Source organism: Bacillus sp. BS1807G30 (assembly GCF_040047675.1).
Taxonomy (GTDB): Bacteria; Bacillota; Bacilli; order Bacillales; family Bacillaceae; genus Bacillus; species Bacillus altitudinis.
The window spans coordinates 2541877-2559142 of sequence record NZ_CP157353.1 but is presented as its reverse complement, the minus strand read 5'-3'; the positions used below and the strand labels follow the sequence as shown (position 1 = coordinate 2559142).

16 protein-coding genes and 1 other annotated feature (1 of these 17 cut by a window edge) are annotated in these 17266 nt (G+C 42.0%); all 16 genes read left to right on the top strand.

Going from position 1 to position 17266, the window contains the following annotated elements; genetic code table 11:
• Window positions 1-144: 144 nt before the first annotated feature.
• The 16 genes from icd (at window position 145) to ytxC (ending at window position 17134) form a co-directional block, all read left to right on the top strand.
• The gene (icd, locus tag ABG082_RS13160; RefSeq protein WP_008346060.1) at window positions 145-1416 is read left to right on the top strand and encodes an NADP-dependent isocitrate dehydrogenase; all 1272 of its coding nucleotides are present in this window, start codon (window positions 145-147) and stop codon (window positions 1414-1416) included.
• A gap of 34 nt (window positions 1417-1450) precedes the next feature.
• Window positions 1451-2389: a malate dehydrogenase gene (gene mdh / locus ABG082_RS13155; RefSeq protein ID WP_007501693.1), complete on the top strand. Its 939-nt coding sequence runs from the start codon at window positions 1451-1453 to the stop codon at window positions 2387-2389.
• Window positions 2390-2576: 187 nt separating this feature from the next.
• Window positions 2577-3305, top strand: a complete 729-nt coding sequence (locus tag ABG082_RS13150) for a response regulator transcription factor (protein WP_007501691.1) — start codon at window positions 2577-2579, stop codon at window positions 3303-3305.
• Window positions 3298-5040 (top strand): ATP-binding protein, encoded by a 1743-nt coding sequence (locus ABG082_RS13145; RefSeq protein ID WP_025207771.1) that lies wholly within the window; start codon window positions 3298-3300, stop codon window positions 5038-5040. Before ABG082_RS13150 ends, ABG082_RS13145 begins: the two co-directional genes overlap by 8 nt.
• Before the next feature lie 254 nt (window positions 5041-5294).
• The gene (polA, locus tag ABG082_RS13140) at window positions 5295-7934 is read left to right on the top strand and encodes a DNA polymerase I (protein ID WP_057079215.1); all 2640 of its coding nucleotides are present in this window, start codon (window positions 5295-5297) and stop codon (window positions 7932-7934) included.
• A 25-nt stretch (window positions 7935-7959) separates the two neighbouring features.
• On the top strand, window positions 7960-8793 hold the full coding sequence (mutM, locus tag ABG082_RS13135) for a DNA-formamidopyrimidine glycosylase (protein WP_007501686.1): 834 nt from the start codon (window positions 7960-7962) through the stop codon (window positions 8791-8793).
• 174 nt (window positions 8794-8967) lie between these two features.
• Window positions 8968-9600, top strand: a complete 633-nt coding sequence (ytaF, locus tag ABG082_RS13130) for a sporulation membrane protein YtaF (RefSeq protein ID WP_007501684.1) — start codon at window positions 8968-8970, stop codon at window positions 9598-9600.
• A 13-nt stretch (window positions 9601-9613) separates the two neighbouring features.
• On the top strand, window positions 9614-10219 hold the full coding sequence (coaE, locus tag ABG082_RS13125; RefSeq protein WP_348936167.1) for a dephospho-CoA kinase: 606 nt from the start codon (window positions 9614-9616) through the stop codon (window positions 10217-10219).
• Between the two features lie 172 nt (window positions 10220-10391).
• On the top strand, window positions 10392-11414 hold the full coding sequence (locus tag ABG082_RS13120) for a glyceraldehyde-3-phosphate dehydrogenase (protein ID WP_008346043.1): 1023 nt from the start codon (window positions 10392-10394) through the stop codon (window positions 11412-11414).
• Between the two features lie 235 nt (window positions 11415-11649).
• A complete protein-coding gene (speD, locus tag ABG082_RS13115) occupies window positions 11650-12030 on the top strand; it encodes an adenosylmethionine decarboxylase (protein ID WP_003216492.1) in 381 nt (126 codons plus the stop codon).
• A gap of 185 nt (window positions 12031-12215) precedes the next feature.
• Window positions 12216-12602 carry a hypothetical protein gene (locus tag ABG082_RS13110; protein WP_017358264.1) on the top strand — a complete coding sequence of 129 codons (387 nt, stop codon included), beginning with the start codon at window positions 12216-12218 and terminating at the stop codon, window positions 12600-12602.
• Between the two features lie 4 nt (window positions 12603-12606).
• Window positions 12607-13065 carry a transcriptional regulator NrdR gene (gene nrdR, locus ABG082_RS13105; protein WP_003216720.1) on the top strand — a complete coding sequence of 153 codons (459 nt, stop codon included), beginning with the start codon at window positions 12607-12609 and terminating at the stop codon, window positions 13063-13065.
• Window positions 13066-13164: 99 nt separating this feature from the next.
• Window positions 13165-14586 carry a replication initiation and membrane attachment family protein gene (locus tag ABG082_RS13100; protein ID WP_017367826.1) on the top strand — a complete coding sequence of 474 codons (1422 nt, stop codon included), beginning with the start codon at window positions 13165-13167 and terminating at the stop codon, window positions 14584-14586.
• A 17-nt stretch (window positions 14587-14603) separates the two neighbouring features.
• Window positions 14604-15533: a primosomal protein DnaI gene (dnaI, locus tag ABG082_RS13095; RefSeq protein ID WP_008346034.1), complete on the top strand. Its 930-nt coding sequence runs from the start codon at window positions 14604-14606 to the stop codon at window positions 15531-15533.
• Window positions 15534-15565: 32 nt separating this feature from the next.
• Window positions 15566-16204 (top strand): TVP38/TMEM64 family protein, encoded by a 639-nt coding sequence (locus ABG082_RS13090; RefSeq protein ID WP_007501676.1) that lies wholly within the window; start codon window positions 15566-15568, stop codon window positions 16202-16204.
• 60 nt (window positions 16205-16264) lie between these two features.
• Window positions 16265-17134, top strand: a complete 870-nt coding sequence (gene ytxC, locus ABG082_RS13085; RefSeq protein WP_008346029.1) for a putative sporulation protein YtxC — start codon at window positions 16265-16267, stop codon at window positions 17132-17134.
• Window positions 17135-17177: 43 nt separating this feature from the next.
• Window positions 17178-17266, top strand: a binding site (T-box leader); it runs 159 nt beyond the window's last position.

Here is a 17266-nt window from a genome sequence, read left to right as displayed (position 1 = left end):
TTTATAGAATAGCGGAGGCTGATCCATCTAAACCAATCAGCCTCCATATCAACAAAAAACGAATCACGTGAAAAACTTCTTGGCTTGCAGACATCAAGCTTGGAAGTTTCAAATATTCACTACATAACCTGGGAGGTAATATCATTGTCACAAGGCGAAAAAATTACAGTTACTGGCGGCGTATTGAATGTACCAAATAATCCAATTATCCCGTTTATCGAAGGGGACGGAATCGGTCCTGACATTTGGAAAGCAGCATCAAGAGTTCTTGAAGCAGCTGTAGAAAAAGCATATAAAGGTGAAAAGCAAATCACTTGGAAAGAAGTATATGCAGGTGAAAAAGCTTACAATAAAACTGGCGAGTGGCTTCCAGAGCAAACACTTGAAGACATTCGTGAATATTTAATCGCGATCAAAGGACCACTGACAACACCAATTGGCGGAGGAATCCGTTCATTGAACGTGGCACTAAGACAAGAGCTTGATTTATTCACATGCTTACGTCCAGTTCGCTGGTTCCAAGGCGTACCATCTCCTGTGAAACGTCCAGAAGACACAGACATGGTCATCTTCCGTGAAAACACTGAAGATATCTATGCAGGAATCGAGTATGCAAAAGGATCAGACGAAGTGAAGAAGTTAATCGACTTCTTGAAAAACGAATTAGGTGTGAATAAAATCCGTTTCCCAGAAACATCAGGTATCGGAATCAAACCAGTTTCTGAAGAAGGAACATCTCGTCTTGTCAGAGCAGCGATCCAATATGCGATTGACCAAGGCCGTAAATCTGTGACACTTGTTCACAAAGGAAACATCATGAAATTTACAGAAGGAGCCTTCAAAAACTGGGGCTACGAAGTGGCTGAAAAAGAGTTCGGCGACAAAGTCTTTACATGGGCACAATATGATCGTATTGTAGAACAAGATGGAAAAGATGCGGCAAACAAAGCGCAAAGTGAAGCAGAAGCTGCTGGCAAAATCATTGTCAAAGACAGCATTGCAGATATTTTCCTTCAACAAATTTTAACTCGTCCAGCTGAGTTCGATGTTGTCGCAACAATGAACTTAAACGGAGACTACATCTCTGACGCACTTGCAGCACAAGTTGGTGGAATTGGTATCGCACCTGGTGCAAATATCAACTACGAAACAGGACACGCTATTTTTGAAGCGACTCACGGAACAGCACCGAAATATGCTGGTCTTGATAAAGTGAATCCATCTTCTGTTCTTCTATCAGGCGTGCTTTTACTTGAGCACCTTGGATGGCAAGAAGCTGCTGATCTAGTGATTCAATCTGTTGAAAAAACAATTGCATCTAAAGTCGTCACGTACGATTTTGCTAGATTAATGGACGGTGCAACAGAAGTGAAATGTTCTGAGTTTGCTGACGAGCTCATCAAAAACTTGTCTTGATTCTTAAACTTTAAAGTTAAAGGGGAAAAAGGAAATGGCAAACAAGCGTAAAAAAGTATCTGTCATCGGAGCAGGCTTTACTGGAGCAACTACAGCATTTCTAACAGCTCAAAAAGAATTAGCGGATGTCGTATTAGTGGATATCCCTCAGCTTGAGAACCCGACAAAAGGGAAAGCACTTGACATGCTGGAAGCAAGCCCTGTTCAAGGCTTCGATGCGAATATTACAGGAACTTCTAACTACGAAGATACAGCCGGTTCTGATGTCGTGGTCATTACGGCAGGAATTGCAAGAAAGCCGGGAATGAGCCGTGACGACCTCGTGTCAACAAATGAAAAAATCATGCGCAGTGTGACACGTGAAATCGTTAAATATTCTCCAGAAGCGATCATTGTTGTGTTAACAAACCCTGTTGATGCAATGACATATGCAGTTTATAAAGAATCAGGATTACCAAAAGAAAAAGTCATCGGACAATCAGGAATTCTTGATACAGCACGTTTCCGTACGTTCGTTGCTCAAGAATTAAACCTATCTGTGAAAGATGTGACGGGCTTTGTTCTTGGCGGACATGGGGACGACATGGTTCCTCTTGTACGTTACTCTTATGCAGGCGGTATCCCGCTGGAAACATTAATTCCTAAAGAGCGAATTGATGCAATTGTTGAAAGAACAAGAAAAGGCGGCGGTGAAATCGTTAACCTATTAGGTAACGGTAGTGCGTATTATGCACCTGCTGCTTCACTCGTTGAAATGGTTGAGGCGATCTTAAAAGATCAACGCCGCGTCATGCCGACGATTGCATACCTTGAAGGTGAATATGGCTACGAAGGCATTTACCTTGGCGTTCCAACAATCGTAGGTGGAAACGGCCTTGAGCAGATCATCGAGCTTGAGCTGACAGAAGAAGAAAGAAGTCAGCTTGACCGTTCTGTTGAATCTGTAAAGAACGTCATGAAAGTATTGTCTTAATATGAATAAAAAAGAAGGCTTCTCGTATGAGGAGTCTTCTTTTTGTTTACAAAACCAATCTTGTCGAAATTTTAAATTGTTCTCTTGTTAAGCTTTCGTTAAAATGAAAGAGAAAGCATGACTTCTCGCTTTTCACATAAGATACAAAAAACCGGATGCAGGGGAAATCACTAATTGGAGGCACAACATGAATAAAAAAATATTAGTTGTGGATGATGAAGAATCAATTGTAACACTTCTAAGCTATAACCTTGAAAGGGCGGGCTACGATGTCGTCACAGCAAGAGACGGAGAAGAAGCGCTTGAAAAAGCAGCAAGTGAACAGCCTGATCTGATTGTGCTTGATTTAATGCTTCCGAAAATGGACGGCATTGAAGTGTGCAAACAACTGAGAATTCAAAAAATGATGTTCCCTATTTTAATGCTGACAGCAAAGGACGATGAGTTTGATAAGGTGCTCGGTCTTGAACTTGGAGCCGATGATTACATGACAAAACCTTTCAGTCCTAGAGAAGTGGGTGCTCGGGTAAAAGCCATTTTGAGAAGAGCACAGCAATCTCAGCCGGCTCCCGTGCAAGAAGAGAAGGAAGAGATCATTGCAGACCAAATCAAAATTGGAGACCTGCGCATTTTACCTGAACATTACGAAGTCTATTTCCAAGAAGAACGTCTAGAGCTCACGCCAAAGGAATTTGAACTGCTTCTTTATTTGGCTAAGCATAAAGGCCGTGTCTTGACGCGTGATCTATTGTTAAGTGCGGTTTGGAATTATGACTTTGCAGGTGATACTCGTATTGTGGATGTGCATATCAGCCACTTGCGGGACAAAATTGAAAAGAACACGAAAAAACCAACATATATTAAAACCATTCGAGGCTTAGGCTACAAATTGGAGGAGCCAAAGCCAAATGAGTAAAGTGAGAACCCGCCTTTTTTCTGGGCTCATTTTTCTCCTGTTTATTGTGTTTGTTGCGCTTGGTCTTTTCTTGGATCATATGTTTCATATTTTCTATGAAACAAAATTAACCGAACGAATGGAAAAGGAATCGAGTTTTCTCCTTTCTTCAATGAATGTGGAAGATTTGAACGCGGAGCAAAACAAGAAGATTCTCAATCAAGCAAAGCAGCATCTCGATATGAATGCGTCGATTGTGGACGTGAAGGGGAATATCATACATACAACGGGTCAAGCAGAACAAAGGGCTGTCATTTTAAACACACTGAAAAGTGAGCAGCTCCAAACAAAAGGAACGTTCATTGAGGATGAGAAGGATGCGCTGTTTCATTATGCAGTTCCAATGATGAAACAAAACGAACCGGCGGGATATTTATTTCTTCATGCTTCATTCGAGCCTTTGAATGAGATTGACGGCCAGCTCTGGCTTGCATTAGCCTTTTGTCTTGGTTCGGCCATCATTATCATCGTCTTCTTTGGCTATCGCATGTCGATGAAGTATGTAAAGCCGATTGATTATGCCACAAAGGTGGCCAAACAGCTTGAACGAGGGAACTATGATACAAATAACTATGAAGAGCTGATCATTGAAACAAGTGAACTCAATACATCAATGAAACGTCTGGCAGAAAGTCTTCAAGACATGACAAGCGCTGGCGAAATGCAGCGAGATCGTCTGCAAACAGTCATTGAAAACATCGGAGCGGGGATTATTTTGATTGATAAAATGGGCTATATTCACTTAGTCAATCGAACATTCCGCAAGCAATTCAAAGTGCAAAAGCATATTTACATGCACAAGCTGTATCATGAAGCCTTTACCCATGAAGAGATTATTGAGTTAATAGACGAAATTTTCATGACAGAAACCAAGGTCCGAAAGTTTTTACGTCTCGCTGTTGACATCGAGCGCCGTTATTTTCAAGTCGATGGTGTTCCGATCTTAAGTACAGACGATGAATGGAAAGGAATTGTTCTTGTCTTTCATGATGTAACAGAAACAAAGCAACTAGAACAGATGCGAAAAGACTTTGTCGCTAACGTGTCACATGAATTAAAGACACCGATCACGTCCATCAAAGGCTTTTCTGAAACACTTCTGGATGGTGCTATTGACGACAAAGAAGCGCTCACACAATTTTTGTCCATCATCCTAAAAGAGAGTATTCGTTTAGAAACGCTCATCCAAGACTTACTTGATCTCTCGAAAATTGAACAGCAGCATTTTAAGCTGAATATTCAAGAAGCCAATGCGACAGAAATCATTCAAGAGATTGAAGTGCTGCTAAAACAAAAGGCTGCTGAAAAAGGCATTGACCTACAAGTGCGTGTCCCGAAAGAGCCGGTCTATGTCATGGCAGATCCGCTGAGATTAAAACAAATTTTCCTCAATCTGATCAATAATGCTCTCACCTATACACCAGAGGGAGGAAGTGTCACGATCACAGCAAGACAGAGGAAAGACAGCTATGAATTTGATGTAGCAGATACAGGAATCGGTATGAAAAAGAGTGAGATTCCAAGAATATTCGAGAGATTTTATCGAATTGATAAAGATCGAAGTAGAAACTCAGGCGGTACAGGGCTTGGTCTTGCCATTGTCAAACACCTTGTCGAAGCACATGAAGGAACGATTTCTGTTCATAGCAAACAAGGCAAAGGGACGACGTTTACCGTGAGTTTAAAGTCAAAATAGAGAAGAATGGAAAGTGGCGTTAAAATTTACATGATCTTTACAATGAATTCATGTTTTGTTAATCAATCATTGGTAGGATGAATAGGAACCCCTTCATCCAAGGAGCCAATTTTGGAAGGACGAAAACACTTGTTGTTTTCGTCCCTTTTTTATGCAGGCTCGTCTATTTTCTTTTCAAAATAAACTTTGATAAAATGAACATACAATGTGCGAAAGAGACGGCTGAGCCGGCTCAGTCGATGGAGGATTAAAAGATGACAGATCAAAAGAAATTAGTACTTGTGGATGGAAACAGTCTCGCTTATCGAGCTTTTTTTGCTTTACCGCTATTATCAAATGATAAAGGCGTACATACAAATGCCATTTATGGCTTTGCGATGATCTTAATGAAGATGCTGGAAGACGAGAAGCCGACTCATATGCTCGTAGCATTTGATGCGGGTAAAACCACCTTCCGTCACGAGACCTTTAAGGAATATAAAGGCGGAAGACAAAAAACTCCGCCAGAACTATCAGAACAAATGCCGTTCATCCGTGAGCTATTAGATGCTTATCAAGTGAAAAGGTACGAGCTTCCGCAATACGAGGCGGATGACATTATCGGCACACTGGCTGTAGAGGCAGAAAAGGACGGCTTTGAGGTCAAAATCTTCTCAGGAGATAAAGACTTAACGCAGCTTTCAACAGACCATACAACAGTAGCCATTACGAAAAAAGGGATCACAGAAGTAGAATATTACACACCGGCACATATTGAAGAGAAATACGGCCTCAGACCAGATCAAATCATCGACATGAAAGGGCTGATGGGAGACTCATCAGACAATATCCCTGGCGTGCCTGGTGTCGGTGAAAAAACAGCGATCAAATTACTAAAGCAGTTTGAAACGGTTGAAAATCTGCTTGATCATATTGACGAAGTCAGCGGGAAAAAGCTAAAAGAAAAGCTTGAAGAATATAAAGAACAAGCGGTGATGAGTAAAAAGCTGGCGACGATTCTCGTAGAAGCACCAATAGATGTGTCAAGCAAAGAGCTCGCCTATGAAGGTCCTCACATGGAGCAGGTCATCTCGCTTTATAAAGAACTGGGCTTTCAAACGCTGCTAGAGCGTTTAGGAGAAGCGCCGGAATCAGATGAACCAGTAGAAATAGACGAACTAGACGTGAAGAAAATGACAGATGTCACGGAGGACATGCTGACAGATCACGCTGCACTTGTGGTAGAACAGCTAGGAGACAATTATCACGAAGCCGATTTGATAGGGTTTGCGATCCATAATGAGAACGGTGCATTTTTTATGACAAAAGAAGATGCTCTGCAATCTGAAGCATTTAAACAATGGGTACAGGATGAAACGAAGAAGAAATGGGTCTTTGATTCCAAAAGAGCGGTTGTTGCGCTCAGATGGCATGATGTTGATCTTAAAGGTGTCGATAACGATGTCCTGCTCGCTTCCTATGTGGTCAATCCGCAGAAATCCTATGAGGACGTTGCAAGTGTGGCGAAGGAATATGGCCTGAACATAGCCCTTTCCGATGAAAAAGTATACGGAAAAGGAGCGAAACAGGCGATTCCACCGGAAGAAGAGCTAAAAGACCATCTTGGAAGAAAAGCAGCAGCGATCTCTGCGCTGCATGATTTGACCCGTGAAGCGTTAGAAAAAAATGATCAGCATGAGCTGTATGAAGATTTAGAGCTGCCACTTGCCCTCATCTTAGGTGAAATGGAATCTCTTGGGGTAAAAGTGGATGTTGAACGCCTTCAGAAAATGGGTGAAGAACTCACGAAGAAGCTGAAGGAATATGAAGAAACCATTCATCGGTTAGCAGGAGAAACATTTAACATTAATTCACCGAAGCAACTTGGTGTGATTTTATTTGAAAAATTAGGACTGCCCGTTATCAAAAAGACCAAAACCGGCTACTCTACGTCTGCGGATGTCCTTGAAAAGCTTGAAGACAAGCACGAAATTATTCGGTCCATTCTGCATTACCGTCAAATAGGAAAGCTGCAATCTACTTATGTGGAAGGCTTAATGAAAGTGACGCGCAAAGATACGCATAAAGTGCACACAAGATTTAATCAGGCACTTACACAAACAGGAAGACTAAGCTCAACAGATCCAAACCTTCAAAACATCCCGATTCGTTTAGAAGAAGGCCGAAAGATTCGTCAAGCATTCGTTCCGTCAAAAGAAGGCTGGCTCATGTTTGCAGCTGACTATTCTCAAATTGAGCTGCGTGTACTCGCGCACATTTCTCAAGATGAGAACTTGATTGAAGCCTTTACGCAAGATATGGATATTCACACGAAAACAGCAATGGATGTGTTCCATGTCTCAGAAGAAGAAGTGACTTCCTCTATGAGAAGACAGGCCAAAGCTGTCAACTTCGGAATCGTATATGGAATTAGTGATTATGGACTGTCTCAAAATCTTGGGATTACAAGAAAAGAAGCAGCGGCCTTCATTGACCGTTATTTAACAAGCTTTAAAGGCGTGAAAACCTATATGGAGGACATCGTGCAGGAAGCAAAACAAAAAGGATATGTGACCACGCTTCTTAAACGTAGACGATATATCCCAGATATCACAAGCCGTAATTTTAATGTGAAAAGCTTTGCGGAAAGAACGGCAATGAACACACCGATCCAAGGCAGTGCCGCCGATATCATCAAAAAAGCGATGATTGATATGGCACGAAAGTTAAAAGAAGAGAATCTGCAGGCAAATCTGTTATTGCAAGTGCACGATGAACTGATCTTTGAAGCGCCAAAAGAAGAAATCGCCATATTAGAAAAAATCGTCCCAGAAGTCATGGAAAGCGCACTTCAGCTCGATGTGCCGCTAAAAGTCGATTTCGCTTCAGGCCCATCTTGGTACGACGCAAAATAAAGAGAGAGAAAAAGGAGCGAGGAGCATGCCGGAATTACCAGAGGTTGAGACCGTCCGGCGCACTCTTCAGCGGTTAGTCAAAGGAAAAACGATTGAAACGGTCGATATCAAATGGCCAAATATCATCAAACGTCCTGGGGAACCGGAAGAGTTCGCTAGAAGGATGGTAGGAGAAACCATTCAAACCATTGAAAGAAGAGGGAAGTTTCTACTCTTTCATTTAGACCACTATGTGATGGTCTCCCATTTAAGAATGGAAGGGAAATACCGTGTACATGAAACTGGTGAGCCTTATGATAAACATGTACACGTCGTCTTTACGTTCACAGATGGTACCGAACTTCGGTATCATGATGTCCGTAAATTTGGGACGATGCATCTATTTCAGCCAGGCGAAGAAGAAAAAGAACTTCCGCTATCACAGCTGGGGTATGAACCTTTTTCAGACTCATTTACACCAGACTATTTATGGGAGCAATTAAAGAAAACCTCCCGCGTGGTCAAAACGGCTTTACTTGATCAAAAAATCGTGGTAGGCCTCGGTAATATTTATGTAGATGAAGTGCTGTTTAAATCAGGCATTCATCCAGAAACAAAAGCGAATCAGCTAAGTCTTGCATCTTGCAAGGTGCTCCACAAACATATTATTGACACACTTCAAGTGGCTGTTGATGCAGGAGGTAGCACCATTCGTTCCTACATCAATTCACAAGGTGATATTGGGACTTTTCAGTTACAGCTTCTTGTATATGACCGGCGGGGAGAACCTTGCCAGACGTGCGGAAGTATCATAGAAAAAACAGTGGTTGGAGGGCGCGGCACTCATTTTTGTGTGACCTGCCAAAAACGCCCTTCATAAAAGTAAGCCGTCAGCATGCTTCCTTTTTGCCATGCATACGATAAAAAACATTCTTTTTTCAGCAAGGTGTAGACTGACACACAGCCCACCTGCTCTTCATATAGTGAAGAAGAGTCTAAGGACGCCTAGAGACTCTTGATCATCGTTGCATGAACAGAAAGGAAGAGTACAGGTATGATTTCGTTTTCGCTTCTGTTTTTAGCTATTGCCGTCAGCATTGACAGCTTTTCTGTAGGTTTTACGTATGGTCTTCGCAAGATGAGAATTCCATTTAAAGCCATCGTTATTATTGCTTGCTGTTCAGGAATTGTGTTGCTCATTTCCATGCTGATTGGCAGCCTGCTCACGACATTCCTCCCTGTCTCAGTGACAGATAAACTGGGTGGAGGCATTTTAATTGCCATCGGACTTTGGGTTCTGTATCAATTTTATAAACCAGCGAAAGAGCGTGATTTGCTCCTTCATGAAAAAACACTTCTCAATGTAGAAGTGCAGTCTCTTGGGCTTGTCATTCATATTTTGCGAAAGCCTACAAGTGCAGATATTGACCGCTCTGGCACCATTAATGGAATGGAAGCGGTGCTTCTTGGAATTGCTTTATCCATCGATGCATTTGGTGCAGGGATTGGTGCAGCGATTCTTGGTTTTTCTCCAATTGTCATGAGCATCACGGTCGCTGTGATGAGTTCTCTTTTTGTATGCATCGGACTGCGTGCGGGTCATTATTTGGCCAATTGGCGCTGGATCGATAAACTCGCATGCTTACCAGGGCTGTTGCTCATTTTAATTGGGGTGTGGAAGCTGTAAAGGAGGAAACGAATTGACGCTCGTCATTGGATTAACAGGCGGGATTGCTAGCGGAAAAAGCACAGTCTCGCAGATGATAAAAGAAAAAGGCATTCGGGTGGTGGATGCTGATATCATTGCAAAAGAAGCGGTTTCTAAAGGATCGGCTGCCCTTCATCAAATCGTTCAAACTTTTGGTGAAGAGGTTCTTCTGCCAAATGGTGAACTGAACCGGCAGCAGCTTGGAACGATCATTTTTTCTGATGAAGAGAAAAGAAAACAGCTCAATGCCATCGTTCATCCTGAAGTCAGAAAGGAAATGCTCAAACAGCGTGATGAAGGGGTGAGCAACAATGAAACATTTGTTGTGCTTGATATCCCGCTCCTATTCGAGAGCAAGCTGGAAGGGCTAGTCGACCGCATCATCGTTGTGTACACGACGCCTGAATTGCAGCTGTCGCGGCTCATGAATCGAAACGACTTGAGTGAGGAAGAAGCGCTGAATCGCATTCACTCCCAGCAGCCTCTTGAGGAAAAATGCCAAAAAGCAGACCGCGTGATAGAAAACACAAAAGATCTCGCTTTTATGAGAAAGCAATTAGAGAACATATTAAACGAATGGGAACATACAGATAAGTAAGAGTACATACAGTACTCTTCTTTTTTTATGCTTTTTTCGTCAATTTCATTGCAAAGAACAGCCCTTTTTTGAAAATATACGTTTATATACTGGCAATTACATTCTAATGTGATATACTAATTTCATAAATAAATTTATTGAGTATAACACATAATAGAGGAGTGACCTGTTCATGAAGGTAAAAGCAGCGATCAATGGGTTTGGCAGAATTGGACGCATGGTCTTCAGAAAAGCAATGCTTGATGATCAAATTCAAATTGTAGCGGTGAACGCAAGCTATCCTGCCGAAACGCTAGCACATTTAATTAAATATGACACAAATCATGGACGTTACGAATGCGATGTGACAGCAGAAGATGACGCGTTGATTGTCAATGGCAAAAGAGTGCTTTTGCTCAATAATAGAGACCCAAAGCAGCTTCCATGGGGAGAGCTTGGGATTGATATCGTGATCGAAGCAACAGGGAAATTTAATTCAAAAGATCAAGCGATGGGCCATATAGATGCCGGAGCGAAAAAGGTCGTACTTACAGCTCCAGGTAAAAATGAAGACGTTACAATTGTAATGGGTGTCAATGAGGATGATCTTGATCCTGAAAAGCACGTCGTTATTTCAAACGCATCTTGTACAACAAACTGTTTAGCGCCAGTTGTCAAATTGTTAGATGATGAATTTGGCATCGACAACGGCTTAATGACAACGGTTCATGCTTATACAAATGATCAAAAAAATATCGACAACCCCCACAAGGATTTGCGCCGGGCAAGAGCATGTGCCCAGTCCATCATTCCAACGACGACGGGTGCCGCTAAAGCGCTTTCTTTAGTGCTGCCGCACATGAAAGGGAAATTACATGGACTTGCACTTCGCGTGCCGGTTTCAAATGTGTCGATGGTTGATCTTGTGGTCGACTTGAAAAAAGATGTCACAGCAGAAGAGGTCAATGCTGCCTTTGCAACGGCTTCAAAGACATCTCTTGCTGGCATATTAGATTACACCGATGAACCACTTGTCTCCACAGACTTTAACACAAACCCTTATTCTGCTGTCGTTGATGGACTTACAACGATGGTGATGGAAGGCAGAAAAGTAAAAGTTCTTGCATGGTATGACAATGAATGGGGCTATTCTTGCAGAGTGGTTGATCTTGTAAAGTTTGTTGGTTCACAGATGAAAGAGCTTTCAGCTGTTTGAAATGAAGAAGACTGAACGTCCCTTTTCAAGAAATGAGAGAAAATCCCACTAAAAACACAGCTTGCAAAATGGGTCTAAACAAAGTATACTATTTTTCGTGAACTTCTTGTTCGCAGACTCATTCGGGTATACTTAAAGGGTTAGGACCTCTTTGGACTAACTTTCCCCCGTGGTATATGTCCGGTCCGGCTGCTTAGAACTTCACTCTTTCATTCTTGTTTAAGGGGGGTCCATGATGGAAACAATCGGACGTCACGTTATCTCCGAGTTATGGGGATGCGACTGTGATAAACTGAACGACATGGATTTTATTGAAAAAACGTTTGTAAATGCAGCTTTGAAATCAGGAGCTGAAGTAAGAGAGGTTGCTTTTCACAAATTTGCACCTCAAGGAGTAAGTGGAGTTGTCATTATTTCTGAATCTCATTTGACAATTCACAGCTTTCCTGAACATGGTTATGCGAGCATAGATGTTTATACTTGCGGCGATCTAGATCCGAATATTGCAGCAGATCATATCGGAGATGAACTAGGTGCTGAAACAAGAGAAAACATCGAAATTCCTCGAGGCATGGGACCTGTACAAGTGAAACAGGCGCAAGCCAAAGCACTGTAAACATAAAAAAGATTGCAATGGGAGCTGGCCAAAAGCATTAAATGCCTTTGTGTTATGCTCCTTTTTATATTTGTTCCATACACGGGCATCCAGCATGATCCAACCTGTCTATACTTTTGTTCTAGGAAAACAAAGGTTTTTTTTATAAAATAAAGAAGAGGGTTTATGACAAAGGGGATACGTGTATGACTTTAGGGCAAAAGCTAAAACGATTCATTTCAAATCATACAGAAACATCTGACCATCATCCAGTGTCAGAGCTGAAAAGCCATTACTACAAATCGACACAAACTCAAGTTTTTCAAGCGGTAGAAGCCGTTCTTTCAAGAAACGATTCCTATCAAGTGACATCTGTTTCAGCAGAACGAGGTGAAATCAGCGCAAACATACGAACGCCGAAAAAAGCTTTTCTCGTGGCGACTGTCATTTCAATTCGTCCTTTTGAAACAGCTGTCGATTTTAATGTGACAACAGAAACAGCACTGCCAACAGACTTTGGCTACAGTCAAAAGGCTGTTTTGTCCCTTTATAAAGAACTAGACAAACAACTTCCAAGAAGAGATCGGAGCTGATGAAATGAAATGTCCCACATGTCAGCACCTTGGCACAAGGGTGCTTGATTCAAGACCAGTAGATGAAGGAAAATCCATTCGTCGGAGAAGAGAGTGTGAAAGCTGTCAATATCGCTTCACGACGTTTGAAAAATTAGAAGAATTGCCATTGATTGTGGTGAAAAAAGAAGGAATTCGAGAAGAATTCAGCCGGGAAAAGATGCTGAGAGGCCTCATCAAAGCGTGTGAAAAACGTCCTGTCGCTTTAAAACAGCTTGAGGATGTCTGTTTTAACATCGAGAAGGAATTGCGTAACCAAGGCATGTCAGAGGTGAAAAGCGAGCTTGTTGGGGAAATGGTAATGGACGAGCTGGCGAAAATCGATGAAGTGTCTTACGTCAGGTTTGCCTCGGTTTACCGTCAGTTTAAAGATATCAATGTATTTATTGATGAATTAAAAGATTTATTAAAGAAAGAACGCTAAAAAAGAGCTGAAGATTCTTCATGCTCTTTTTCCTGCGTAAAGCGTAAAACGCAAAAAGAGTGTACAATGAAGACAACCGTATTAAGGGAGGATCAGCATATGACAGAGCATTGGAAGGAAGTGCTAGCCGTCGATCCGTATGTCGTCAAAAGCGCTTCATTGCTCGGTGACATCGATAGACAGCTTATTACTCTTTTATATCAGCCGCTTATTGGCATGTCCGCTTTCAGTTTATACATGACGCTGTGGGGAGAGCTGGAACAAAATCGAATGTGGGGGAAACCCGCACCTCACCGTCAGCTGATGGTGATGCTGCAAACGAATTTAAATGATATTTTTGAGGAGCGCTTAAAGCTTGAAGCGATCGGATTACTCCGCACATATGAACAGGAAACGGAAGAAGGCAGACTGTTTACATATGAGCTCGTGCCGCCGCTGAGACCGGATGAATTTTTCCAAGACGGTATGCTGAATGTCCTTTTGTATCATCGGGTAGAGAAAGCAAAATATATGCAGCTTCGTGATTATTTTTCTTATCCAGGAGTTCCTGCTGATGCAAAGAACATCTCCCGATCGTTTGAAGAAGTGTTTCACGTCTTGCAGCCAGGAGAGCGCAAGATGACAGAGGAAATCAATCAGGCGTCATCGCTTGACGAGGGCTACGAATATGTGACAGTTGGCTCAAGTCAGCCTGCACCGCTTTCAGATGAATCTTTTGATTTTGATCTCCTGTTAGCAGGCATGTCGGACATGATGATTCCGAGAAAAGCTTTGACAAAGCAAGTGAAAGAGACAATTAAGAAGTTAGCGGTCGTCTATGGTATCACCCCGCTGCAGATGCAAAATATTGTCGCAGGTGCCTGTGGCTCAGATCAGATGATATCAACTGAGGATCTGCGAAAAGCAGCGAGAGACTGGTATCAAATTGAATACAGAGGCGAACAGCCGAAGCTGATTGATCAAAAACAGCCAAGACATTTACGTCACAATGTCACGCAGAATTCAGGTGCAGATGCACCAGATGCGAAATTGATTGAAAAGCTTGATCATATTTCGCCTAGAGAGCTTCTAAAAGATATGGCAGATGGCATTGAGCCGACGTATGCAGACTTAAGAATTGTTGAAGATATTATGCTTGAGCAGCAGCTAGAGCCTGGGGTCATGAATGTCCTGATCTACTATACACTGCTAAAAACCGATATGAAGCTGTCCAAAACATATATGCAGAAAATCGCCGCCCACTGGGTGCGAAAGAAAATCAAAACCGTGGCAGCTGCTATGAAAATTGCCAAAGAAGAGAATAGGCAAATGACAGAATGGGCGCAGCAAAAAAATAAACGTCAATCATATGGATCAGGAAAAGTGATCCGCGAGGAGAAGCTGCCTGACTGGATGAAGGAAGCTGAAACGAAAGAACAGCCGAAAGAACAGACAGATAACTTGTCTACAGAGGACCTCGAACGAGAAAAAGAAAAATTGTTAGATCAGTTTAATAATATGAAAAAGTACAATGCACATTAATGTGAGGTGAGATGGAGATGAAACCGATCGGTCGTTCATTTGATCAGCTAAAAGGGCGGGTAGATTTTCGCGTGAGATACAATCAGATTAAAGAAAGTGTCCTAGCTGATGAAGATGTAAAAGCTTTTTTAAAGGAGCATCAAGAGGACATCCAAGAAGACATGATCAATCGCAGCTTGAACAGGCTCTTTGAATATGTACAGCAATCAAAGGGCTGTTCTTACTGCTTAGAGGAAGAGAATGTAAATGTCATTTTAGACGGGTATCACCCGAAGCTTGTGATCAAAGGTCAGAGCATTGATATTGAATATTCCCCTTGTCCTGTCAAACTGCGGCTTGATAGACAGAAAAAACAGCAAGAACTCATGAAAAGTATGTATATTCCGCAGAATGTTCTTCAAGCGACGTTTGCTGATTTAAATGTGGTTGGAAGACAAGAAGTCATTCAAAAAGTAGGTCAATTCTTGCAAAGTTATGATGAAACAGGTAAGGGCAAAGGCCTCTATTTACATGGAAAGTTTGGGGTCGGAAAAACATTTATTCTGGCAGCGATTGCGCAGCAGCTAGCGGTAAAAGAGTATCCATCTCTCCTTGTATACGTGCCTGAATTTGTGAGAGAGTTAAAAAATTCGTTAGCCGATCATACACTCGAAGAGAAGCTGAATATGGTCAAATCAACACCGATTTTAATGCTTGATGATATTGGAGCAGAGTCGATGACAAGCTGGGTACGAGATGAACTTTTAGGAACAATCTTGCAATACCGCATGGCAGAGCAACTGCCGACTTTTTTCTCTTCTAATTTCTCACCGAATGAGTTAAAGCATCACTTTACGTACTCACAGCGCGGGGAAAAAGAAGAGGTGAAGGCAGCTCGATTAATGGAACGTATTCTCTACCTAGCGGAACCAGTTCTGCTTGAAGGGGAAAATCGCCGTCATTTATAAAAAGATAGGTCACGTGAAGGGGAGCGGATAAGATGAACAAAAGAAAATGGCTGCTTTTTCTCGTGATTGGCGTTCTAGCTGCTGTGCTATGGTGGCTCAACAAACAGCATCTTCAACTGTCGCCGAAAGATGTGAAGAATTGGATTCTTCAATTTGGGATGCTGGCTCCCTTTGTCTTTCTTTTCTTATCACTTTTTCGTCCATTTGTGCTTGTCCCTCTCACCGTCTTTTCGCTGGCAGCGGGTTTGGCATTCGGCAGTGTCCTTGGGACCATTTATGCCTTAGCTGGTGCGACAGCAGGTGCAACAGGATCTTTCCTGCTTGCCTCAACCTTCCGTTCAAACAAGCAGGAAACTGAATCAAGCAATCGGAAGCTAAAAGCGGTGACGTCCCGTATTCAAGAGCATGGATTTCTTTATATCCTCTTATTACGCATTGCACCCATTCACTTTGATTTTGTCAGTTATGCCGCAGCAGCTTCACGTGCGAATTATCGTGCATTTGCGGCAGCTACTTTTTTAGGATTAATACCTGGTACTGTGGCGTTAAATGTCCTTGGATCAAGCTTTGTGAGCGGAAATTATGCCGCCTTAGCGATTGTTTGTTTGATTTATTTGATCTTTATCTCAGTGCCACTGATTTTAAAAAGAAAGATGCCTGATTTATTTTAGGCGTCTATTTTTTATGTTCCCCCCATATATATGTAACAGATGTCGTTAGGGGGGACAAACATGCTTGAAATAATCTTTGAAGATGAATATGATACCGCCGCTTTTTTACATCTTGCTGAACACTTGGACAGTCGGCATCACATTTCGATTCAACAAGGGAAAGACCGGCTTCTCATAGAAGCGAAGAAATCAGGAGAAGCCATAGAGCACATTGTACGGACATTGCTGATTCACTTTTTTTTGGAATGCAAAGAAAATGAACGCATGCGCAGCATCCTTGAAAACACATACTTATTTAAAGATCCAGAAGAGCAGCACCAAATTCTTTCAATCGCCCATAGCATCATGAAAGGGGATCTAGATGATATCCCTGGAATTCATCAAGACCCGCCGAGGGAGGATCTGTTAAAAAAAGAGCTTGAGACGATTTCTTTACAGAAAGGTGTTTTTTCCATTGGTTCATTTATGACATTTAGGCTCTCAGCGTATGACAGAAGGCTGAAGAACTATGTTGAAGTATCCATCGAAGAATATAAAATGGAACAAGAATATCAAAACTTTATTCAATCCCTTCGAGACTATGTGATGTCAAGAGAACCTAAGCTTGAAAAAGTACATGTTGTGCATCAGGACCGCCTGATGATTTGGGAATTTCGGTACGCTTCTGAGCGTGATCAAAAACAATACATAGACAGACAGTTTGTAAGAGAGCATCCAATGTATATTGATTCGCAGTTGATTGCACCGCTTGTATCCATTGCGCCACAAAAAATTGACCTATTTACAGATGATACAGGTCACTCGATGGTGCAAACCATTCAAAATATTTTTCAAGAAAGAGTCGAGGTATTCCCGCCTCATTCGTTTCAAGAACAGCATGTACAATTTGTTCCTAGCCATTTGGAAAAGAAAAGTGAAAAGCTTTCTTGATTTTCACGAAAAAACGTTTTATAATACGGTGTAACTTCATACAGAGACCGTATTGATAAGGACATGAACAAATGAACACCCGCTTAAAGAGAGGGAAGCCGCGGCTGAAAGCTTCCTAGCAGAGGACCATTT

Excerpts from the sequence above, each read along its gene's own strand:
- mdh (WP_007501693.1), top strand. The coding sequence starts at position 1,451 with ATGGCAAACAAGCGTAAAAAAGTATCTGTCATCGGAGCAGGCTTTACT.
- ABG082_RS13150 (WP_007501691.1), top strand. The coding sequence starts at position 2,577 with ATGAATAAAAAAATATTAGTTGTGGATGATGAAGAATCAATTGTAACA.
- ABG082_RS13145 (WP_025207771.1), top strand. The coding sequence starts at position 3,298 with ATGAGTAAAGTGAGAACCCGCCTTTTTTCTGGGCTCATTTTTCTCCTG.
- polA (WP_057079215.1), top strand. The coding sequence starts at position 5,295 with ATGACAGATCAAAAGAAATTAGTACTTGTGGATGGAAACAGTCTCGCT.
- mutM (WP_007501686.1), top strand. The coding sequence starts at position 7,960 with ATGCCGGAATTACCAGAGGTTGAGACCGTCCGGCGCACTCTTCAGCGG.
- ytaF (WP_007501684.1), top strand. The coding sequence starts at position 8,968 with ATGATTTCGTTTTCGCTTCTGTTTTTAGCTATTGCCGTCAGCATTGAC.
- ABG082_RS13120 (WP_008346043.1), top strand. The coding sequence starts at position 10,392 with ATGAAGGTAAAAGCAGCGATCAATGGGTTTGGCAGAATTGGACGCATG.
- speD (WP_003216492.1), top strand. The coding sequence starts at position 11,650 with ATGGAAACAATCGGACGTCACGTTATCTCCGAGTTATGGGGATGCGAC.
- ABG082_RS13110 (WP_017358264.1), top strand. The coding sequence starts at position 12,216 with ATGACTTTAGGGCAAAAGCTAAAACGATTCATTTCAAATCATACAGAA.
- nrdR (WP_003216720.1), top strand. The coding sequence starts at position 12,607 with ATGAAATGTCCCACATGTCAGCACCTTGGCACAAGGGTGCTTGATTCA.
- ABG082_RS13100 (WP_017367826.1), top strand. The coding sequence starts at position 13,165 with ATGACAGAGCATTGGAAGGAAGTGCTAGCCGTCGATCCGTATGTCGTC.
- dnaI (WP_008346034.1), top strand. The coding sequence starts at position 14,604 with ATGAAACCGATCGGTCGTTCATTTGATCAGCTAAAAGGGCGGGTAGAT.
- ABG082_RS13090 (WP_007501676.1), top strand. The coding sequence starts at position 15,566 with ATGAACAAAAGAAAATGGCTGCTTTTTCTCGTGATTGGCGTTCTAGCT.
- ytxC (WP_008346029.1), top strand. The coding sequence starts at position 16,265 with ATGCTTGAAATAATCTTTGAAGATGAATATGATACCGCCGCTTTTTTA.